19 protein-coding genes are annotated in these 20422 nt (G+C 68.2%); 9 read left to right on the top strand and 10 right to left on the bottom strand.

The genetic code is table 11. From position 1 onward, the window contains the following. Nucleotides 1–361 precede the first annotated feature (361 nt). Nucleotides 362–1531, top strand: coding sequence for a globin domain-containing protein (locus NS2_RS05900; protein ID WP_033086313.1), 1170 nt, complete (start codon nucleotides 362–364; stop codon nucleotides 1529–1531). 155 nt (nucleotides 1532–1686) lie between these two features. Here the strand turns inward: NS2_RS05900 and NS2_RS05895 are convergent, their stop codons facing one another. The 3 genes from NS2_RS05895 to NS2_RS05885 form a co-directional block, all read right to left on the bottom strand. Next, entirely contained in the window at nucleotides 1687–2469 is a 783-nt protein-coding gene (locus NS2_RS05895) for an FAD-binding oxidoreductase (protein WP_045436356.1), read from the bottom strand. Between the two features lie 63 nt (nucleotides 2470–2532). Then, entirely contained in the window at nucleotides 2533–3693 is a 1161-nt protein-coding gene (locus tag NS2_RS05890) for an FAD-binding oxidoreductase (protein WP_033086312.1), read from the bottom strand. A 154-nt stretch (nucleotides 3694–3847) separates the two neighbouring features. Continuing rightward, nucleotides 3848–4825, bottom strand: a complete 978-nt coding sequence (locus NS2_RS05885; protein WP_045436353.1) for an NADP-dependent oxidoreductase — start codon at nucleotides 4823–4825, stop codon at nucleotides 3848–3850. Between the two features lie 190 nt (nucleotides 4826–5015). Between NS2_RS05885 and clpB the strand changes: the two genes are divergently transcribed. The 7 genes from clpB to NS2_RS05850 all read left to right on the top strand — a co-directional run bounded on the left by clpB (nucleotide 5016) and on the right by NS2_RS05850 (nucleotide 13202). Continuing rightward, on the top strand, nucleotides 5016–7571 hold the full coding sequence (gene clpB, locus NS2_RS05880) for an ATP-dependent chaperone ClpB (RefSeq protein ID WP_033086311.1): 2556 nt from the start codon (nucleotides 5016–5018) through the stop codon (nucleotides 7569–7571). 138 nt (nucleotides 7572–7709) lie between these two features. Next, a complete protein-coding gene (locus tag NS2_RS05875; protein WP_033086310.1) occupies nucleotides 7710–8501 on the top strand; it encodes a DUF5666 domain-containing protein in 792 nt (263 codons plus the stop codon). 111 nt (nucleotides 8502–8612) lie between these two features. Next, nucleotides 8613–9767, top strand: coding sequence for a TtfA family protein (locus tag NS2_RS05870; RefSeq protein WP_081985705.1), 1155 nt, complete (start codon nucleotides 8613–8615; stop codon nucleotides 9765–9767). Nucleotides 9768–9969: 202 nt separating this feature from the next. Next, entirely contained in the window at nucleotides 9970–10782 is an 813-nt protein-coding gene (locus NS2_RS05865; RefSeq protein ID WP_033086309.1) for an SDR family NAD(P)-dependent oxidoreductase, read from the top strand. An 8-nt stretch (nucleotides 10783–10790) separates the two neighbouring features. Beyond that, on the top strand, nucleotides 10791–11336 hold the full coding sequence (pyrE, locus tag NS2_RS05860; RefSeq protein ID WP_033086308.1) for an orotate phosphoribosyltransferase: 546 nt from the start codon (nucleotides 10791–10793) through the stop codon (nucleotides 11334–11336). A gap of 121 nt (nucleotides 11337–11457) precedes the next feature. Next, nucleotides 11458–12516 carry a beta-ketoacyl-ACP synthase 3 gene (locus NS2_RS05855; protein ID WP_033086307.1) on the top strand — a complete coding sequence of 353 codons (1059 nt, stop codon included), beginning with the start codon at nucleotides 11458–11460 and terminating at the stop codon, nucleotides 12514–12516. Beyond that, a complete protein-coding gene (locus NS2_RS05850) occupies nucleotides 12516–13202 on the top strand; it encodes a lysoplasmalogenase (protein ID WP_033086306.1) in 687 nt (228 codons plus the stop codon). The genes NS2_RS05855 and NS2_RS05850 overlap by 1 nt, the downstream gene beginning before the upstream one ends. Nucleotides 13203–13295: 93 nt before the next feature. Here the strand turns inward: NS2_RS05850 and NS2_RS05845 are convergent, their stop codons facing one another. The 7 genes from NS2_RS05845 to NS2_RS05815 form a co-directional block, all read right to left on the bottom strand. After that, nucleotides 13296–13790 (bottom strand): hypothetical protein, encoded by a 495-nt coding sequence (locus NS2_RS05845; protein ID WP_052086072.1) that lies wholly within the window; start codon nucleotides 13788–13790, stop codon nucleotides 13296–13298. A gap of 177 nt (nucleotides 13791–13967) precedes the next feature. Further along, nucleotides 13968–15068, bottom strand: coding sequence for a phosphotransferase enzyme family protein (locus NS2_RS05840; protein ID WP_033086304.1), 1101 nt, complete (start codon nucleotides 15066–15068; stop codon nucleotides 13968–13970). Continuing rightward, nucleotides 15065–16387: a purine-cytosine permease family protein gene (locus tag NS2_RS05835; RefSeq protein ID WP_147207097.1), complete on the bottom strand. Its 1323-nt coding sequence runs from the start codon at nucleotides 16385–16387 to the stop codon at nucleotides 15065–15067. The genes NS2_RS05840 and NS2_RS05835 overlap by 4 nt, the downstream gene beginning before the upstream one ends. 87 nt (nucleotides 16388–16474) lie before the next feature. Continuing rightward, nucleotides 16475–16921, bottom strand: a complete 447-nt coding sequence (locus tag NS2_RS05830) for a hypothetical protein (protein WP_033086333.1) — start codon at nucleotides 16919–16921, stop codon at nucleotides 16475–16477. Between the two features lie 139 nt (nucleotides 16922–17060). Further along, nucleotides 17061–17672 carry a Uma2 family endonuclease gene (locus NS2_RS05825; RefSeq protein ID WP_045436350.1) on the bottom strand — a complete coding sequence of 204 codons (612 nt, stop codon included), beginning with the start codon at nucleotides 17670–17672 and terminating at the stop codon, nucleotides 17061–17063. A 40-nt stretch (nucleotides 17673–17712) separates the two neighbouring features. Then, on the bottom strand, nucleotides 17713–18375 hold the full coding sequence (locus tag NS2_RS05820; RefSeq protein WP_045436375.1) for a LuxR C-terminal-related transcriptional regulator: 663 nt from the start codon (nucleotides 18373–18375) through the stop codon (nucleotides 17713–17715). 62 nt (nucleotides 18376–18437) lie between these two features. Continuing rightward, the gene (locus NS2_RS05815; protein ID WP_228102549.1) at nucleotides 18438–19868 is read right to left on the bottom strand and encodes a sensor histidine kinase; all 1431 of its coding nucleotides are present in this window, start codon (nucleotides 19866–19868) and stop codon (nucleotides 18438–18440) included. A gap of 91 nt (nucleotides 19869–19959) precedes the next feature. Here NS2_RS05815 and NS2_RS37180 point away from each other — a divergent pair, with 91 nt between their 5' ends. Further along, a complete protein-coding gene (locus tag NS2_RS37180; protein WP_196223035.1) occupies nucleotides 19960–20406 on the top strand; it encodes a DUF4190 domain-containing protein in 447 nt (148 codons plus the stop codon). The last annotated feature ends 16 nt before the right edge of the window (nucleotides 20407–20422 follow it).

The following is a 20422-nucleotide window of genomic DNA, read 5'->3' as shown; positions in this document are numbered from 1 at the left end:
CGAGTAGGTTATTGATATACACTAAATGCGAGTATTGTCCGTATGCCGCTTGGGAATTGGGCGACCGGCGGGGTTGCGGCAGGATCGCTGTTTTCCTGAGTCTTGCAAAACGGATCAGGCAGGATCGGCGGCCGAAAGCTCGTGTTGCGCGGCGTGTTCCAGTTGAACAGTCTGTTTTCGGCTGAGATACCCCGCAACGTTCATGTTTCCGAGAATAAAAGGGCGTGTTATTGAAACGTCCCGTTCCGTTGCTGGCTAACCTCGCTTACACTTGCTTGGCAACGGCTGCTGTCGAGTGTCCCGCAGCGCTTCACTCGCCGGTCACGCCTGCGTTCGATTGCGAAATGGGGTTGTGACACAAATGGATTCGCGGACCGTCGCATTGATAAGAACAACGTTCAAGGCGGTTGCTGCGGAAGATGGTGGCCCCGAGAAGCTCGCCCGATCGTTCTACGCCATCCTCTTCACGGAGTACCCGCAGGTTCGCGATTTCTTCCCCGCCGCGCTGGACGCCCAGCGCGACCGCCTGGTCAAGGCCATCGCCTACGTGGTGGACCGGCTCGAGGAACCGGAGCGGCTGCTGCCCTTCCTGGCCCAGCTCGGGCGCGATCACCGCAAGTACGGTGTGGTCCCCGAACACTATGTGGCCGTGGGCAAATCGCTGAAGTCCGCGCTGGAGGCGTACGCCGGCACCGAGCTGTGGACCGACGAGATCGGCCGGGCCTGGGACGAGGGCATCGGCGTCATCGCCAACACCATGATCACCGCGGCCGACCAGGAGAGCACCCCGCCGGTCTGGACCGGCACCGTCATCGAACACCGCGAAGTGCTGCGCAATCTGGCCGTGGTGCGGCTGCAACTGGACCAGCCCATGCAGTACGCGGCCGGGCAGTACATGAGCGTGCAGATCCCGTCCCGCCCGCGCATGTGGCGCTACCTGTCGCCCGCCATCCCCGCGAACACCAACGGCGAGCTGGAGTTCCACATTCGCGGCGTGACCGGCGGCTGGGTCAGCCCGGCCATGGTCGGCCACAGCCGGGTCGGCGAGCAATGGCTGATCGGGTCGCCGCTGGGCGGGCTCGGCGTGCCCCGCAATACCCGTCGCAAGATGCTCATGGTCGGTTGCGGCACCGGCATCGCCCCGCTGCGGGCGCAGCTCATGGCCATGACCGCACGCCGCTCCAACCCCAAGGTGGACCTCTTCGTCGGCGGCCACTACCCGTGTGACCTCTACGATCTCGAGGTGCTGAGCCAATTGGCCTGTGCCAACAAGTGGCTCACCGTCCACCCCGTCACCGAGTCCACCGAGAACCCGTGGTGGCACTTCGACAATTCCGATGAGTCCCGGGAGTTCCCGGGCCTGCAACCGCGGGTGGTCGGTCAGATCGGCAAGATCGTGGCGAGCCACGGCTCGTGGAACGACCGTGACGTGCAGATCGTGGGCGCGCCATCCATGGTGCAGACCACCAAGTTCCGGCTCATGGCGGCCGGAACCCCCACCCAGAACATCCGCCACGACCCGCTGTTCTGAGCGGCCTCCCTCCCCCGCCTCCCCGAGCCTTCAGCGGGCAGCTGGGTGCCGTTGGCTGTCTCGCATCCGTGCCTGCGTCGGGCGCCGAAACTATTTTGGGGGTACCCGGTGAGTTACCCGGATCCTCGCGAAATGGGTTGTCGCGTTGTCGATTATCAAAAACCCTCGTAGCGAATGGCTTCCGCTGGTGCGCCGATGGCGACCAGCTGGTCGATGGTGTTGCGGACCATGGCGGCGCCGCCGCAGACCAGGATCTGGTGGTGGTCCAGGGGACCGAAGCGCTCCGGGATGTCGGCGATGGTGCCCGGCATCATTTCCTCCGGGTGGAAGCCGATGTCGACCCGGCACTGCTCGTACCAGTCGTCGCGGACGTCGGGGTCGTATTCGTCCTGCACCACGGGAATGACCGTGAGCCAGGGGGATTCGTTCGCCAGCAGGTAGAGCATGTCCGAGGCGTAGAGGTCGCGGGGGTAGCGGCCGCTCACGAACAGGTGGGTGCGGGGCGGATCCTCGCGGCGGGCGATGTCCAGCAGCAGGGCGCGCAGGGGCGCGAGCCCGACGCCGTCGGCGAGCATGACCACGTCGGTGGTCTCCGGCTCCACGGTCAGCCAGCCCCCGGGCGCGCTGATCCGCCACTCGTCGCCCGGATGCGAGTCGGCCACGATCGACCCGCTGCACCAGCCGCCCGGCACCGTGCGCACATGGAATTCCAGTTTGCCGTCCAGCGAGGGCGGCAGTGCGCAGTACATGCGCCGCACCATGTTCGGGTGCTGCGGCGTGCGCACCTCGACCGACTGGCCGGCCGCGAACGGCACGAACTCGCCGATCAACCGCACCACCGTGGTGTCCTCGCGCAGCCGGTGCGCGCCGACCACGGTCGCGGTCCACTCGGTCTGGGCGAGGGGGAGCTCTCCGGTCCGGTCCGGGTCGAGCGTCACGGGTGACTCCTGATCATTCGAAAGGGCGGAGCTGCTTCGGGTCGGGCTTCGAAATGTCGTGCACTACACCGGATCCGAGCTTATCGCCGAACTCGGCGTGCCCACCGCGAGCAGCGCGCGCCGGGTGTCGGCGATCATGCGGGCCGACCCGGCGATCTGGATCTGCCGGTCCGCCCACGCCCCGAAGCTGGCCACCACCGCGCCCAGATTGCCGATCAGCCGCCGATGCATGCCGAACGGCGTCTCCGCGGGCGGATACGGATGCCACCACGGGTTGGTCTCGTTCTCGCACACCGGGACCACGGTGAGCCACGGATTGGATTGCGAGAGCTGCCACATGTTCTCCACATCGTAGAGATCACACGGGTAGCGCCCGCCCATGAACAGGTGCACGCGCGGATTGATGCCGCGCCGCCCCATCTCGATCAGCTGCGCCCGCAGCGGCGCGATACCGGTGCCGGAGCCGATCATGAGCACATCCTTGCGGCGGCTCAGGTCCACGTGCAGCCCGCCCAGCGGGGCCGCGATCATCCACCGGTCGCCGACCTGCGTTTCGTTCACGATGGCCGGGCTCACCCAGCCGGTGCGCACCTTGCGCACGTGGAACTCGATCTCGCCGTACGGGTTGGTGGGTATCGCCGGGGACAGGTAGCGCCACATCTTGGGCCGCTGTGGAATGGCGATGGGCACGTACTGCCCGGCCTGATAGGGGATCGGGGTGTCGGTCTGGAGCCGGACGATGGCCAGATCGTCCACCACCCGCCGGTGCCCGACCACCGTCGCCTCCCAGTACGGCTGCGACTTATCGGAATTCGCGCCGATGGCCATGGACGCCGAGATCAGGATGGTGATGTCGCGCCAGCCCGCCTCCAGCTGCCGGCTCCAATTGGCGGCGCCGTTGTAACTGCGGAAGGCGTGCAGCAGGGCGCGGCCGGCGATGTCGTAGTGCGCCGCCTCCACCCCGTACTTGCGATGGTCGCGCGCGAGTTGCTCGAGGAAGCGTTGCGCGCGATCCCAGTCCTCCAGATTGTCGAGCACGAAGGAGATGGCTGTGACCAACCGCTTGGGCTGCATGTCCATGGCGGAGGGGAACAGTTCCCGCAGGGCGGGAATCTCCGCGAAAAGATGACCGTAGAACGCGCTGATCAGCCGTTCGGGCCCGTTGGGGGCCTCGACGACTGTCCGAAAGTTTGCGCGGACCAGCGCTGCCGAACGCGCATCCACGACGTCGAGCTTTCCTTCCTGTGCAACTACCCCGGAACGCCTGCTGCCAGGCGGCCCTCCGCGTCAAGTATCCCTGAAAACGTGGTGGTCGCACGGATATAGCCGGAGGCTGATCGTTTTGGAGCCGTTGGGAGGTATGGGCGGAACTCGAGGTTCAGATCACCAGCACCGTCTTGCCGCGTGCGCCGGACGCTCCGATTACCTCCGCGGCCGCCGCCAGCGGCGGCATATTGCTGATCGGGACCATCAGGTCGGCATTGCCGACCAGGCGCAGCAGCTCCCGCAATTCGGCTGCGCCGCCACTCGATTGGAGGTTGCCGCCGGAGATGCCGCGGGCCTTCAGGTCGGCCTCGTCGGCGGACCCGGTGGTCGAGTAGGCCCAGCCGCCCGGCTTCACCAGGCTCGCGTTGTCGGCGAAGACCGGCGGCGCGGAGACCAGATCGAAGAGCACATCGATGCCGCCCGGGTGGGTCATGCGCACCGAATCGGCGGCCGACAGCTCCGAGTCCTCGGCGCGTGTCGGCGAGTCGGTGACGGTGACGCGGCCGTAGTTCACCACCTCGGTCGCGCCCAGCCGGATCATGCGATCGGTGTCGTCGGGGCGGGCGGTGGCGATGACGTGCGCCCCGGCCAGCGCGCCGAGTTGCACCAGGTACGAGCCGACTCCGCCCGACGCGCCCACGATCAAGACCCGCTGCCCGCCCTTGACCCCGGCCGCGTGCATGAGATCCAGCGCCGTGATGCCCGCGGTGGGCAGGGCGGCCGCGCGAATGGCGGTGACCTCGTCCGGCAGCTTGGCGATGGTGCTCTCGCGCGGCACCACGATGTACTCGGCGAAGGTGCCGTGCCCGACCGGCGGGATCAGGAACTTCCCGACCACCCGATCGCCGATCTCGAAGTCGTTCACCCCCGCGCCCACGGCGGTGATGGTTCCGGCCCCGTCGGTGCCGGGGATCAGCGGAAAGTCGTGCGGCAGTTTGCCGTCCAGGTAGCCGTCGATGATCAGCCGGTCGAACGGATTCACCCCCGCGGCCTCGAGCTGTATCTGGAGCTGTCCGGGCCCGGCCTCGGGGGTCGGCATGTCGGCGGCCTCGGGTTTGCCGCCGAATTCACGGACGACGATCGCGCGCATTGCTGCTCCATTCGTTCGGAAACCGGGATGGATGAGCGGGTGTGATGCGTCAACGAATGGGCCCATCGTACGCGTAGCGTGAGTAAGGGCTTTGGACTCTGGACCCGGCGTCGAAAACTAGTCAGACTTGAGCGGAACAGACTCAACTTGGGTCGCGTTGTACGGAGCAACGACTAGCAGGAAGGTGACAGTGGACTCGTTCAATCCCACCACCAAGACCCAGGCGGCCCTGACCGCCGCGCAACAGGCGGCCTCCGTCGCCGGAAATCCGGAGATCCGTCCGGCGCACTTGCTGGTGGCGTTGCTGGATCAGACCGACGGCATCGCCGCTCCGCTGCTCAAGGCCGTCGCCGTCGACCCGGGAACGGTCCGGCGCGAGGCTCAGGAGATCGTCGACCGGCTGCCGCGGGCGACCGGCGCGACCACCACACCCAATCTCGGCCGGGAGGCCATCGCGGCGCTGAGCTCCGCGCAGAAGCTGGCCACCGAGCTGGGCGACGAATACGTCTCCACCGAGCACCTCGTCTACGGCTTGGCCGCAGGCGATTCCGACGTCTCGCAGCTGCTGCTGAAGTACGGCGCGACCGCGGACAATCTGCGCGAGGCCTTCACCGCCGTGCGCGGCAATGCCCGCGTCACCTCGCCGGATCCGGAGGGCCAGTACCAGGCGCTGGAGAAGTACTCCACCGATCTGACCGCCGCTGCCCGCGAGGGCAAGCTGGACCCGGTCATCGGGCGCGATCACGAAATCAGGCGCGTCGTCCAGGTTTTGAGCCGCCGCACCAAGAACAACCCGGTGCTGATCGGCGAGCCCGGCGTCGGCAAGACCGCGATCGTGGAGGGCCTGGCCCAGCGCATCATCGCGGGCGACGTCCCGGAATCGCTGCGCGGCAAGAAGCTCATCTCGCTCGATCTGGGCGCGATGGTGGCGGGCGCGAAGTACCGCGGTGAGTTCGAGGAGCGGTTGAAGGCCGTGCTGGAGGAGATCAAATCCTCCGCGGGGCAGATCATCACGTTCATCGACGAGCTGCACACCATCGTGGGCGCGGGCGCGACCGGCGAATCCGCCATGGACGCCGGCAATATGATCAAGCCCCTGCTGGCCCGCGGCGAACTGCGGCTGGTCGGCGCGACCACCCTGGACGAGTACCGCAAGCACATCGAGAAGGACGCGGCCCTGGAGCGCCGGTTCCAGCAGGTGCTGGTCGGCGAGCCGTCGGTGGAGGACACCGTCGGCATCCTGCGCGGGCTCAAGGAGCGCTACGAGAACCACCACCACGTGCGCATCACCGACTCCGCGCTGGTGGCCGCCGCGTCGCTGTCCGACCGCTACATCACCTCCCGGTTCCTGCCGGACAAGGCCATCGACCTGGTCGACGAGGCCGCCTCCCGGCTGCGCATGGAAATCGATTCCCGCCCCGTGGAAATCGACGAGATCGAGCGCGTCGTGCGACGGCTCGAGATCGAGGAGGTGGCGCTGGCCAAGGAGACCGACGAGGCGTCCAAGACACGGCTCGAGAAGCTGCGCTCCGAGCTGGCCGACGACCGCGAGAAGCTCAACCAGCTGATGACCCGCTGGCAGAACGAGAAGCAGGCCATCGACGCGGTGTCCGAGCTCAAGGAACAGCTCGAATCGCTCAAGGGCGAGTCCGAGCGGGCCGAGCGCGACGGCGACTACAACAAGGCCGCCGAACTGCGGTACGGGCGAATCCCCAAGCTGGAGAAGGAACTCGCCGAAGCCGAGGTCAAGGCGAAGACCGCCGCCGACGAGGACGTCATGCTCAAGGAGGAGGTCGGGCCGGACGATATCGCCGAGGTGGTGTCCTCGTGGACCGGTGTCCCCGTGGGCAAGATGATGGAGGGCGAGACCCAGAAGCTGCTGCGCATGGAGGACGAGCTGGGCCATCGGGTGGTCGGGCAGAAGGAAGCCGTGCAAGCGGTTTCGGATGCCGTGCGCCGCGCGCGGGCCGGGGTCGCCGACCCGAACCGGCCGACCGGTTCCTTCATGTTCGTGGGACCCACCGGCGTCGGTAAGACCGAGCTCGCGAAGGCGTTGGCGGACTTCCTGTTCGACGACGAGCGCGCCATGGTCCGCATCGACATGAGCGAGTACTCCGAGAAGCACTCGGTGGCCCGCCTGGTCGGCGCGCCCCCCGGCTACGTCGGCTACGACCAGGGCGGCCAGCTCACCGAGGCGGTGCGGCGGCGCCCGTACACGGTGGTGCTCTTCGACGAGATCGAGAAGGCCCACCCGGACGTCTTCGACATCCTGCTGCAGGTGCTCGACGAGGGTCGCCTCACCGACAGCCAGGGCCGCACGGTCGACTTCCGCAACACCATCCTCATCCTGACCTCGAATCTGGGTGCGGGCGGTGACAAGGACACGGTCATGAGCGCGGTGCGCCGCGCCTTCAAGCCGGAGTTCCTCAACCGGCTCGACGACGTGGTCATGTTCCACGCGCTCGACGAGGAACAGCTGGAGCACATCGTGGACATCCAGCTCAACCAGCTGCAGAAGCGGCTGGCCCAGCGTCGCCTGAAGCTGGACGTGTCCGACTCGGCCCGCTTCTGGCTGGCCGTGCGCGGCTACGACCCGGCCTACGGCGCGCGTCCGCTGCGCCGCCTGGTCCAGCAGGCCATCGGCGACTCGCTCGCCAAGGAACTGCTGGCCGGGGAGATCCAGGACGGCGACACCGTGAAGGTGAACGTCACCCCCGACGGCGACACCCTCATCGTCGGGCGCTGACCAGCGCAATCACGGGCCCCCGCACGAGCTTCGGCGCGCGCGGGGGCCTTGCCGTCGCTTGTGAAGAGGCCCTGCTGTTTCGGGACCGTCCGGTCGAGTTCGCGGCCGGGGCGGGGTCGGCCGCCTACCCTGGAAGCCATGACTGATCCGAGCGATCCGTGGTCGCGGCGGCCGGAACCGGGCCCCGAAGGTGGGCCCACCGAGGCCATACCCGCCGGTCCGACGGATTACTTCGGACAACCGCCCGGACCCGACGCCACCCGGGTGCTGCCACCCGCCGACGCGCAGTGGGGCGGCTACGAGACCGGCGGGGGATACGAGCCGACGGCCGTCTATCCGGGGCAACCGGGATACGAGCCGACGAGTAGCTATGCGGCCCCGGGTTATCCGGGCGGTCCGGGCATGCCGACCGGTGGCTATCAGCCCGGGGGCTTCCCGCAGAACCCGCCGCCGCCCCCGCCCAAACGCAATACGACCCTGTGGATCGGGCTGGCCATCGCGGCCGTCATCGCGGTCGCCATTGTCGGCGTCCTGGTGGGAACCATGCTGGGGAGCAGGGATTCGTCGGAGTCGGCCGCCGCGTCCAGCAGTGTCCAGACCTCCGGGTATCCGCTGCCGGGCAACACCTCGGCCATACCGCTACCCAGCGGGATTCCGACCATTCCGGGGCTCGGTGATCTGGATCAGCTCGGCGCCAATATGGGCACCATCGCCAGCAACGACGGCTCCACCCTGACCGTGACCACCCTGTCCGGCGGCTCACTGACCGTGAAGACCGACGACAAGACGCAGGTGATCTCACTCGGCGGCACCAAGGTCGCCGACCTGCCCGTCGGGGAAGTCGTTATGGTGCAAGGCGATAAGAACGCCGACGGATCCATTCAAGCGAAGCTGATCTTCAGCACTTCGCTGCCGAGCGGAACCCGATAACCGATGGAGCATCACGAAGTGATTCCGATAGGGGTGGTGGTGGGGCGACGGGTGGGCAAAACCGCAGGCGTGCCGGGCATTACAACGCCCGGGTGGATAGGGTAGGCGGCGATGACGGCGATATGGTTCGGGCTGGCGGCGATCGCGCTCGTAGGTGCGATCGTGCTGCTCTATTTCGATCGGCTGCAGCGGCAGCGCACTGGGCACGTGCGACAGGTCTGGGCGAAATCCCAGGGGTACACCTATGTTTCGGTGGAACCCGCACTGGCGTCCACCTGGCGGCGCGGTGCGCTGGCCAAACTCGGCTACCTGTCCGCGGTGGACGTGGTCTCGGGCAACCGCAAGGGTGAGAAGTTCGTGCTCTTCGATCTGGAGGACGCCGCCACCCTGGTCGCGGTGCGTCGGCAGATCGGCTCGGACATCGATATCGACCTGCGGGTGAAAACCGCGGCGCCGCCGAAGGATCACGACCTGGAGCTGCTCGGCGCCATCGGTGACCGGGTGGTCTTCGCCACCAATCCGGATGTCGCCCGGCACGCGGTGGATCAGCGCATGGTGGCGTTCATCGAGTCGCTGCCCGACACCGTGCAGCAGCTGTGGTCCGAGGGCAACTGGACCCTGGGCATGCTGCCGGTGTCGGCCACCGCCAAGGACTGGGAGATGGCCATCGACGCGGTGCTGCGGCTCTCGGGCCTGCTGCACGTGCTGCCGCCGGTCATCAGCACCGAGCGCGGTCGTGACGAACTGCCCGAACCCGGCAGCTCCCGCCCGCTCCCCGAGGACGACGACTACGACGGCCACGACGAGTACGGCGACTTCGGCGACGAGGAAGCGGCTCCGCGCCCCCGCGGCGAGGCCCCGCAGCGTCCGCGTGGTGAGGGCTCGCAGCGCCGCCGCGGTGAGGCCCCGCAGCGTGTCGAGCCGGACGACTACGACTCACCGCTGGTCAGCGATATCGCGGGCGAATCGGGCGAGGAGCCCGAAAACTGGCGTCCCGCACTGAAGGTCGTGCCGGACCCGCGCAATCGGGTGCGCCGCAACTGGCCGCCCGCCCCGGAGGGCGAGCCCGACTGGGACGACGAGGACGCCGAGCCGCGCCGTCCCGAGGGCGAAGACCGTTGGGACGAGCCCGAATCCGACGACCACCGCGACGATCCCGATCGGGAGCCCGAGGAGGGCTGGCGTCGGGACCAGGGCCGCAGCGCCCCGCCCGGCGGCCCCTTCCACCCCGGCTTCCGCCCGTACCAGGGGCCAGCCCCGAGGTGACCCGCCGCGGCCCGCGCCGAACCCGTTCCCGGCACGTCGTGCAGACCCATGCACGGCACGCAATGGACCCCGGCGCGCGGCACGCCGCAACCACGTCGCATCTGCGGGAATTCGCAGCGTGTGGGACAGTCAGGGACCAGAATGGGGGCGCAGTTTCGGTCATCGCCGACCGCTCCCCCGTCGTGCGAGTGATAGGCCGTCGATGACCGCGAGTTCCCCTGCAGCGCGCCTGCCCGGCGCGCACCGGCCGGTGTCCCTGGTCACCGGGCCGACCTCCGGCATCGGCAAGGCGTACGCCACCCGGCTCGCCTCGCTGGGTTACGACCTGGTGCTGGTGGCGCGGGATGAGGATCGGCTGGCCGCCCTGGCACACGACGTGCGGGTGCGGTTCGGCGCGCGAGCCGAGGTACTGCCGGCCGACCTGACCCGGCCGCAGGATCGGGAGCGGGTGGCGCGGCGGCTGGCCGAGGGCGTCGAATTCCTGGTCAACAACGCGGGATTCGGCATGACGGGCGAATTCTGGACCGTGGAACCGGACGCCCTGCAGCAGCAACTCGATGTGAACGTCACCGCCGTCGTACAGCTGACCCGGGCGGCCCTGCCGCCCATGCTGCACGCCGCCAAGGGCACGGTGGTGAATGTGGCCAGCACGGCGGGCCTGATCCCCGGACGGGGATCGACCTATTCGGCCTCCAAGGCGTACGTCGTATCCTTCTCGGAAGGGCTGGCGGGCACGCTGGCCGGAACCGGAGTTCGAGTGCAGGCCCTGTGCCCGGGATTCGTCCGCACCGAATTCCATCGGCGAGCCGGAATCGATATGGCATCGCTGCCGCGACCACTGTGGTTGAGCGTGGACGAGGTGGTAGCCGGTTCGCTGCGTGATCTGGAAAAGGACCGGGTGGTCAGCGTGCCCGGCCTGCAGTACAAGGCGATCGTCGCGGTCGCCGAACTGATCCCACGATCCCTGGCGGCCCGTCTCAACCGGGGCCTGTTCAACGCACGCGGAAGGACATGAACACAGCAATGCAGGTAACGACGACCGACCGGGACAGACTCGCCGGGCTGGTGCGCGACCTCGCCGTCGTACACGGCCGGGTCACCCTGTCCTCGGGCAAGGAAGCCGACTACTACGTGGACCTGCGCCGCGCGACCCTGCACCACGAGGCCGCCCCGCTCATCGGCAAACTGCTACGTGAGCTGGTGGCGGACTGGGACTTCGACGCGGTGGGCGGGCTCACCATGGGCGCGGACCCGGTGGCGGCGGCGGTCATGCACGCGCCCGGCCGTCCCATCGACGCCTTCGTGGTCCGCAAGGCCGCCAAGACCCACGGCATGCAGCGGCAGATCGAGGGCCCGGACATCGTGGGCAAGCGGGTGCTGGTGGTCGAGGACACCACCACGACCGGCAACTCGCCGCTCACCGCGGTGCGCGCGCTGCGGGACGCGGGCGCGATCGTGGTCGGCGTGGCCACCGTGGTGGACCGGGAGACCGGGGCCGACGGCATCATCGCGGCCGAGGGCCTCGAATACCGCTCGATCCTGGGCCTGAAGGATCTGGCGTTGGGGTAGGACGAAAGTCCTTACCTGGCGGTTAACGTGACTTGGCTCTGGGCTGAACCCTTGCTCTGGGTTAGCCTGGTGCTGGTCTTACGTCCGACAAAGGTGTTGTGAAGGGTCGTGTGAGTCACCTGTGGTGAGCATTGCAATCAACAAGGGTCATCAAAATGTTGCGATGCTCGGCATCGGCGCTTATCGGCCCCAGCGCCTGGTCAGCAATGCCGATGTGTGCGAGATCCTGGACTCCACCCCGGAGTGGATCTTCGAACGCACCGGCATCCATAACCGGCGCTGGATCTCCGGTGACGAGACCCTGCGCACCATGGCGGTGGCGGCGGGCAACCGGGCGCTGAACAACACCGGCATCGACCGGTCCAAGATCGGCGCGCTCATCTTCTGCACCTCCAGCTGGCTCAAGCTGACCCCGCACGGCGCGCCCAGCGTGGCCGCCGACCTCGGCATGAACGGCATCCCGGCCTTCGACCTGACCTCCGGCTGCGGCGGTTTCGGCTACGGCCTGGGTGTCGCCACCGACATGATCCGCTCCGGCTCGGCCGAATACATCCTGGTCATCGGCGCGGAGACGATGACCGTCGGCCTGGATCCGAAGGATCGCGGCACCGCCATGATCTTCGGCGACGGCGCGGGCGCGGTCGTGGTCGGGCCCAGCGAGGAGAACGGCATCTCGCCGACCGTGTGGGGCTCCGACGGCGAGAACGCCGAGGCCATCGCACAGGATGTGGACTTCCTGGAGTTCATGAACAAGGCCCAGCGGCTGCAGGGCACCGATCCGGCCGTCGAGCCGGTCGGCCGGATGTCGCTGCACATGGAGGGCCCCAAGGTTTTCCGCTGGGCCGCGGTCACCCTGCCGCGCGCGCTGTCCAGCGCCATCGAGAAGTCCGGTGTGGCCAAGGAAGACATCGAGATCTTCATTCCGCACCAGGCCAATGCCCGCATCAACGAGCTCATGAAGAAGAACCTGGGGCTCGCCGACGACATCCCGATGGCCAATGACATCGAGAACACCGGCAACACCTCCGCGGCCTCGATTCCGCTGGCCATGGAGGAAATGCTGGTGAGCGGCAAGGCCAAGGGCGGTCAGCTGGCCCTGCTGCTCGGCTTCGGCGCGGGCCTGTCCTACGCCGGACAGGTCGCGGTGCTGCCGCCGGCACCGGCCGAACCCAGCTTCTGATGGCCCGCCCGTTCCGCGCCGCGTTCGTCGGCGCGGCGGCGGTGACCGTGTTCGGCGCGGTCACCGGACGCGAGAAATTGCAGTGGGCCGCGAAGCCTTTGCTGATGCCGCTGCTGGCCGCCGACGTGGCGGTGAACGGCAAGTATCTGGATCGCACCGATCGCACGGTGCTGCTCGGGTCGCTGGCCGCGGCCACCGTCGGCGACGTGCTGCTCATCGAACCCGACGACGATCGCCGATTGATCGCGGGCGCTTCGTCTTTCGCGGTCATGCAGACCGGGTACTCGTGGCTGTGGTTCCGGCACGGTGGACGGCCGCGCGCCCAGATCGCGGGTCCGCGCCTGGCGGCCTGGCTGGGGGCGGCGGCGCTCATGCGATCGAAGGCCCCGACCGTGGCTGTCCCGCTGGCCGTTTACGGCGCGACACTGGGCACCGCGGCCACTCTCGCCTCCGATCCGGACCTGGCCCGGGACGCGAAGAATATCGCGGGCGTGAATGTTCCGAATGCCGACCCGCACAGCCGCCTGGGCGTGGGCGCGCTGCTGTTCACGCTGTCCGATGGATTGATCGTGCTGCGGCGCATTTTCGCGCGCGGCGAGAAGTCGCGGCGGATCAGCGAGGGCGTCATTCTCGGGACGTATGCGGCCGCGCAATATCTGCTGGCGGATCCGCGCGCGCATCGGTAATCGAATCGGTCACCGAATAGGTGATCGAATAGGTATGGCACGAGCCCCGTCCCGCGTCCGGGATGGGGCTCGCGTTGTTTCAGGCCCGGGAAATCAGGGCAGGACCTGCGGCACCACATCCGGGGCGACCGCGCCGACGATCAGGCCGATGAGCGCGCCCTCGAGCGCACCGCTGACGAGGCAGGCCGGCAGCGCGACGATGCCGATGACGGTGACGGCGCAGATGACGCCCTGGATGATGGCGCCGGCGCCCGCGCCCGCGGCGACCCCGTTGGCCAGCGGATCGTGGTTCTTCGCGTCCGGGTTGGTGGCGATGTCCTGCGGCTGCGAAATCTCCACTGCCGCAGGCGCGATGGCGGGCTGCTCGAGCGCGGGGGCGGCGGCCTCCGGGGCGATCGGCAGCGCGACGGCGGCGACGACCGGGGCGACGGGGGCGGCCTGCGGGGCGAGCTGCACGACGGCGGCCGGAGCGATCGGTTCGATGGCGGTCGCGGATGCGGTGCCCGAGCTGGCGAAAACGGTGACGACGGCCAGCGGCAGCGCCGCGACGAGTGCCTTGGCCCCGAAATTACGAATGGTGTTACGCATGATTTTTCCTGTCCTCCCGACCCCCGTTGCACGCTGAACTCGGCTGGCGTGCAGAACGATTCGTGTCGCCGATGGCAACGGAACAAGTTCTATCCGATCATGGTCACCGAATCAAGTCCGGCCGTCGCTATTCGGGATCGATGCAATTGTGTTCGCCGCCACTATTCGGCGGCGCGGTCACATTCCCCGGACAGCGGTTAGCAGTTCGCGGCCCGCGCGGGACTCGGTCCACCACTTCGTGTGCCCGAGAAAGTACTCGGTATAGGCGATTTCGGCGTTCTCGGTATTGCCGCCGGGAACTATGCCGAGGAAGTAGTCGATCTCGGAGAGCTCATACTCGCAATGTACGAGGGGGAGTAGTGCCGGAAGTGCGTGTCTTTCGGCATCCGTCAAATACCGTACCGATTCGTATGTTTCGAGTAGGGCGCGAACCTGATCGAATCGCGCATTCGCGGGCCCGCCGTCGCGAATCGAAATCCAGTCCACGGCACAGCGTTCGATGGCGGTGGCCAGATCGTGGACGGCGGTGGTGCGGTCGCACAGACCGAAATCGATGACGGCGGAGACGTCCTGGTCGCGCCACAGCAGGTTGGTGCCGTGCCAGTCATTGTGTGTCCACAGCGGTTCCAGGTCCGCGAGCAGCGGCCGGAGGCGTTCGTAGGCCGGGATATGGACGCGCTCCATATCCGCCCGCCAGTCGCGTTCGGCCAGGAACGCACCCAGCGCGGGCCGTTCGGCTGCTCGATCCGCCACGGCCGCAAGGGGATCGGCGGAGGAGAAGACGGTGAAGCCCGCCATCAGCGGCCGCGATCGCCGGCGTGGGGCATCGTATCCGGCCGCTGCCAGGTGCAGCCGGGCCAGCATGTGCCCGGCGGCGGCCGCCTCGTCGCGGGAGCGGTAGGGGGACCAGGAGAAGGCATCCTCGTATTCGTCGATGCCGACTCCGAGTTCCTGTACCTCATAGGTGAATTCGCCGAGGTCGACGGTGCGAACGACGCCGGGCACCGGAATCCCGCGCTCGCGCAGGTGATCCATGAACCGGTGCTCTTCGCCGAGTGCGGCCGAGTCCCGCAGCGCGCGGGGCAGGCGCTTGACGACGACGTCGCGCCCGCCGGGCAGCCGCACCCGCGCGGTCGCCGAGAGCGGTCGCGGGCTGCGCCGGTCGATGACCGCGTCCACGCCCAGCACCGCGTTCACCTCGGCGGAAGTCAGTGCGGGCCAATCGGGTTCGACCAGCGGGTCGAGTCCCATGCCGTAGACGCGATCGTCGCCGGTCATCCCCGCCGGAACCGGACCAGGAGCGCGGTCACCGCCGCGGCCGCGAGGAACGAGTACAGCGAGGCCGAGGACCACCAGCCGGGATGAATGTGCAGGGTGTTCTGCGCCTTCGTCCAGAAATCCGTCCACCAGCTGATCGAGCCCGGATTGAACAGCTGATAGGTGACGAAGCCGATCGCCCACGGCAGCAGCATGAGTGGCCGGGTGGGTGCGTTCTCGTCGAGATTCCAGCCCGTCCGGCCCCGGCCGAAGAAGTAGTCGACGATGAGCACCGCGCACAGCGGCACGAACACCGATCCGATCAGCACCAGGAAGTTGGCGTAATTGCTGAAGTCGGGCACGGGCAGCGCCAGCAGCGTCACGATCAGGCCGACCAGTCCGGCGAGCAGCCGCCGATCCACACGGGGCAGCAGATTCTGGATCGACATGGCCGTCGAATAGATATTGGCGAAGGACTGATCCGATTCGCGCAGCACCAGCACCGCGAAGAACAGCCAGCCCGCCGCCACTCCGAGGAAGGTGTCGAAGATGTGGTCGGCGTTGCCCGCGTGCAGGATGGCGAGGATGCCCAGGCCGTAGCACCAGATCTGGGCGACGGAATAGCCGAGCACGGTGGCGCTCGCGGCGGTCTTCGCCGAGGGGGAGTGCCGGGTGTAGTCGGCGGCCAGCGGCACGAACGAGATGGACACCGCGAGGGTGCTGTCGACGGCGGGCCAGAATCCGCTCCAGCTGGTGCCCGTGGGTAGCGGAACCGGTTGCCGCAGTAGCTGAACCGTGAAATAGATCAGCGCGATGGCCACCGCGACGGAGACGTACTTGCGCAGCGCCCGCACCGCGGCCAGCGGCCAGATGGCCATGACCGTGGACAGCACACCGGCGGCGACGATCACGATCCAGTGCGGCACCCGGTCGTGGGTGAGCGCCGAGACGCCCAGGGTGATGACGGTGAGCTCGTACACGCCCCACCCGATGCACTGCACGATATTGGCGACCGTCGGCAGATACGACAGTCGCGTGCCGAACAGTCCGCGCAGCACCGCCATGGCGGGCGCGCCGGTGCGGGACCCGATGGCGGCGGGCCCGGCCACCATGGCCGCGCCGATCACGGTGCCGACCACGGTCGCCAGCAGCGCCCCGATCAGCGGCAGGCGCGAACCCTCGGTCGGCGACAGCACCACCGCCGCGCCGCTGAACCCGATCAGGCTGACGCCGATGTTCAGCCAGAACGCCGCCTGATCGGTGAACCCGAGCGTGCGCGGCGGCTGGGTGTCGAGCACCAGCGGCGCTTCTCGATGGTCCTTCTTGTCGGCGATCGTCATGCCCAGGATGCTACGGCCCGAATCAGGCGAAACCGGCAGCCAGGTGGCTCTGACCTGGATATATGTTTCCCGGTCAGGGGATTGAGATCACAGGCAGAGCATGATGCGGTCGCGGTTGGCGGGGTCGACCCGGATCGAAATAGTGCCGCCCACAGTGATTCTCGGCTTCACCACCGGTTCCACGTCGAAGACGATGCTGCCGTAGTAGGTCTCCGAGCCCGGGACCACCAGTTCCAGATCCAGTTCGGTGATCTCGGTGCAGTGGTCGGTGCGTTGTAAGGGATGCACCGCTTCGATATTCGCCCAGCCCTCGAGTCCGTGCTTGCGCAGTTTGCGGTCGGAGCGGGTGGGCCGCTGGGCCAGCAGCATGCCGAGGCCGAGGAAGGTTCCGAACAGGCCGACCAGTGTGATGACTTGCAGCGGCACGGTGCCGGGCGGCGTGAGCGGGACTATCCAGCCCAGCCAGCACCCCAGGGCGACCAGGTAGGCGGCCGTCACTCCGAGCACCGTCCGGACTATGCGCGCGTGGTCCATGACACCCTCCAACCACGGCTTACGGGACTCCAGGATAGTCCCGAATTTCGTAGCAAAAGGCGGAGTGGCACGAAGTGCCTCGGTTGGGGGTGGTGGTGGGGTGACGGGTGGGCCCGGCGAGGTCAGAGGCGGTATCGAGTCAGGCGGACGCGGCCGGGGAACGGAGGGTGGTGAGCGCGTCCAGATCCAGCGGCAGGCTCATGCCGTCGAGTTCGAGGGTGACCTGTCCCGAGTGCTCACCGGTCGGTACGTACCGGCCGTCCTGCAATCGATGGGTCAGCAGCCGCAGCGAATTCTCGGTCTCCAGCAGCCAATAGTGCTCGATGCCGACCGCCGCGTACTCCACGAACTTCATGATCCGATCCACCCGCCGGGAACCCGGCGAGACGATCTCGATGGCCCCCAGCACATCCGCGGGCCGCACCCGGGTGGCGTGCTCGGCCCCCGCCGCACCGCCCACGATCAGCACGTCCGGCACCCGCACCGTCGGCGGCGTGCCCTCGTCGACGAGCAATTCGATGCGGGCCATGGCCGCCACCCGCCGCGGTAGCGCCCGCTCCAGCTGAGCCGCCAAGCGCCACACCGCGAGTTGATGCCGCGGCGGCTGCGGCGCGACCACCAGCACGCCGTCCACCAGTTCGCGGCAGTGCCGGTTGTTCTCGGGCAGCAGCGCCCACTCGGCGATGGTGAGCAGGTGATTCGGCCAGTATTCAACCGATTTCAGCAATTCCGCGGAACTCGACCGAGTCATGCCCCCAGTCTTCCACGCTCCGCAATCGCGCAGCGACGTTTCAACCCTTCAACCGAAGAACCGCGAGCACCCGTCGGTGATGCAGATCCGAGGGCGGTAGTTCCAGTTTGGTGAAGATGTTGCCGATGTGCTTCTCGACCGCGCGTTCGGTCACCGTGAGGGCCTGTGCGATGGCCGAATTCGACAGGCCCTGGGCCATGGATTCCAGCACTTCGCGCTCGCGCGGGGTGAGCCGGGCCAGTGAATCCTGTTGCCGGGCAGCGCCCATGAGCTGGCTCACCACCTCCGGATCGAGCGCGGTGCCGCCGGTGGCGACGCGGCGCAGGGCCGCCACGAAATCGGTCACGTCGGCGACCCGGTCCTTGAGCAGGTAGCCGACGCCGCCCGCACCGGCGGCCAGTAGTTCGGTGGCATAACGGGTTTCGATCCACTGTGAGAACACCAGCACGCCGGTGCCGGGATGGCCGCGGCGCAGGGCGAGCGCGGCCAGCAGGCCCTCGTCGGTGAAACTGGGCGGCATGCGGACGTCCACCACGGCCACATCCGGCGCATGATCGGCTACCGCGACATGCAGACCGGTCGCGTCGCCCACCGCGGCCACCACTTCGAAGCCGCGCTCGGCCAGCAGCGCGGTCAGGCCGTCCCGCAGGATGGCATTGTCCTCGGCGATCACCACGCGCAGCGGCCCGGAAGCGGTATCCATGCCCTCGATCATGGCCGAGCCCTCGAACTCGGCCGAGCCCTCGACCACCGCGAAGTCCTCGCTCACTGCGGCCCCGCGAACGGCAGCACCAGCGTGACCAGGGTCGGGCCGCCCACCGGACTGTCCACGAACAGCGCGCCGTCCACCGACCGCGCCCGCTGCGCCAGCCCCGAAAGCCCGCCCACCACAACGGCTTCCCCCGCCGCTTCGGCGGGTTGCAGCGCACCGCCCTGTCCGTTGTCGCGCACGCTCACCGACAGCGCGTCCGATCCGGTCGGCAGCACCGCCACCCAGATCCTGGTCGCGGCAGTATGTTTCACCGCATTGGTCAGCAGCTCCGCGACCGAGAAGTACGCGATGGCCTCGATGGCCGGGCTGGGCCGGGCGGGCAGCAGCACCCGCAGTTCCACCGGGATCGCGCAGCGGGCGGCCAGGGTCTCCAGCGCCGGCGCCAGCCCGAGTTCCAGGGCGGGCGGGTGGATGCCGCGCACCAATTCCCGCAATTCGGTCAGGGCCTCCTTGGATCCGGTGCGCGCCTGGGCGATCAGCTCGCTCGCGTCGCCGCCGGTGGCGAGGCGCTCCTCGGCGCGGCCCAGCATCATGGCGATGCTCACCAGCCGGGCCTGGGTGCCGTCGTGCAGGTCGCGTTCCAGTCGGCGCAGGGTGGCGGCCGCGTCGTCCACGGCCGCGCGGCGCCTCTCCTGGAGTTCGGCGAGCTTCCGGTCGCGGGCGGTCGGGGTGAGCAGGAATCGGGAAAGCAGCACGTGCAGCAGGCACACCGCGCGGAACAGCCACGGCAGCAGGAAGCAGCCGATCACACCGACGGCCGCGAAGGCCAGCACCCGCGGCCAGGTGTCGAGATGGTAGTCGTTGAACTGGGCGAGCGAATGATGCGCCACGCCTTGGTCATCCACATTGGTCGGGTTCCCCACCGCCCACGGAATCGGTGACACCGCCACGAATCCGGTGATGACTACGGTGAGCAGCACGCAGTAGCCGACCACCACGCCCAGCACGAACTCGAGCACCAGGAAGAGCAGGGCCCGCCAGGCGGTCCGGTCGGTGAAGGCCGCGCGCAGCCAGCCGAACAGTCCGGGCCGGAAGGTGAACGGCGGCGGCTCGGGCAGATTCGCGTCCAGCAGCACCGTGCCCAGCACCCGGTAGATGCGGCCCCACACCCGGGCGCCCAGGATCATGGCCGCCAGCAGCGGGATGCCGAGAACGAATATCGACAGGTACGCACTGCCGCCGACGGCGAAGAACAGGTAGGCGGCGGCCAGGCAGCCGAGGCCGAAAACAACGATCAGATAGGCGAACTCCTTCCAGGTGCGAGCCCGGAAGGGGGACAGCAGAAAGGCTCGCAACACGCTCCAGGGCGTACGTTCGCCCGGATCGGGCTGTGGCGCGGGCGGATTCGGATGGGGCATGGATGGATCCGCGGGCGGCGTGGGCGGATCGAACGCGAGGGTGGGAAGGGCGGCCGTTTCGCTCATGCCTCCCATCGTCTCGGTCGCGGCCCCACGAGGCGATGGGGCAGCCTCGAATATGTCCGGTGTGGCCAGCACTACCACCTAGCATTTGGCCATGACGTACGATCCGCCGCCGCCGGGGTGGGATCCGCAGTTCCCCGGCTTCGACAAGCAGCCACAAGACCAGCAGCCACAGGGCGGCCAGCCGCTGAGCTACGGCTACGTCCAGCAGCCGGGCTACTACCCGGGTTATCCACAGCCCGCACCGGGCTACTATCCACAGCCCTACTACGGTGCGCCGCCGCCGGACCATCCGCAGGCGGTGGTGGTCCTCATCCTCGGCATCATGAGCCTGGTGTTCTGCCCGCTCCTGGGACCGGTGGCGTGGATCATGGGCGGCAGCGCGCGCCGGGAGATCACCCGGTCGCAGGGCGCCATCGGCGGCAGCGGCATGGTGACCGCGGGCTGGATCTGCGGCATCATCGCCTCGGCGGGGATGATCCTGCTGCTGTTGTTCATCGTGTTCGCGGTGATCGCCGGTTCGGGGGGCTCCCCGAGCTAGGCACTACGATCGCCGG

Source organism: Nocardia seriolae NBRC 15557, from assembly GCF_007990715.1.
GTDB classification, from domain to species: Bacteria; Actinomycetota; Actinomycetes; order Mycobacteriales; family Mycobacteriaceae; genus Nocardia; species Nocardia seriolae.
This window is presented reverse-complemented; position numbering and strand designations above follow the sequence as displayed.

Bases quoted from the DNA above. Each gene is read 5' to 3' on its own strand.
- NS2_RS05900 (WP_033086313.1), top strand. From the start codon at position 362: ATGGATTCGCGGACCGTCGCATTGATAAGAACAACGTTCAAGGCGGTT.
- NS2_RS05885 (WP_045436353.1), bottom strand. From the start codon at position 4,825: ATGCGCGCGATCGTCGTCCGTGAATTCGGCGGCAAACCCGAGGCCGCC.
- NS2_RS05875 (WP_033086310.1), top strand. From the start codon at position 7,710: ATGACTGATCCGAGCGATCCGTGGTCGCGGCGGCCGGAACCGGGCCCC.
- NS2_RS05870 (WP_081985705.1), top strand. From the start codon at position 8,613: ATGACGGCGATATGGTTCGGGCTGGCGGCGATCGCGCTCGTAGGTGCG.
- NS2_RS05865 (WP_033086309.1), top strand. From the start codon at position 9,970: ATGACCGCGAGTTCCCCTGCAGCGCGCCTGCCCGGCGCGCACCGGCCG.
- pyrE (WP_033086308.1), top strand. From the start codon at position 10,791: ATGCAGGTAACGACGACCGACCGGGACAGACTCGCCGGGCTGGTGCGC.
- NS2_RS05850 (WP_033086306.1), top strand. From the start codon at position 12,516: ATGGCCCGCCCGTTCCGCGCCGCGTTCGTCGGCGCGGCGGCGGTGACC.
- NS2_RS05845 (WP_052086072.1), bottom strand. From the start codon at position 13,790: ATGCGTAACACCATTCGTAATTTCGGGGCCAAGGCACTCGTCGCGGCG.
- NS2_RS05840 (WP_033086304.1), bottom strand. From the start codon at position 15,068: ATGACCGGCGACGATCGCGTCTACGGCATGGGACTCGACCCGCTGGTC.
- NS2_RS05835 (WP_147207097.1), bottom strand. From the start codon at position 16,387: ATGACGATCGCCGACAAGAAGGACCATCGAGAAGCGCCGCTGGTGCTC.
- NS2_RS05830 (WP_033086333.1), bottom strand. From the start codon at position 16,921: ATGGACCACGCGCGCATAGTCCGGACGGTGCTCGGAGTGACGGCCGCC.
- NS2_RS05825 (WP_045436350.1), bottom strand. From the start codon at position 17,672: ATGACTCGGTCGAGTTCCGCGGAATTGCTGAAATCGGTTGAATACTGG.
- NS2_RS05820 (WP_045436375.1), bottom strand. From the start codon at position 18,375: ATGGATACCGCTTCCGGGCCGCTGCGCGTGGTGATCGCCGAGGACAAT.
- NS2_RS05815 (WP_228102549.1), bottom strand. From the start codon at position 19,868: ATGAGCGAAACGGCCGCCCTTCCCACCCTCGCGTTCGATCCGCCCACG.
- NS2_RS37180 (WP_196223035.1), top strand. From the start codon at position 19,960: ATGACGTACGATCCGCCGCCGCCGGGGTGGGATCCGCAGTTCCCCGGC.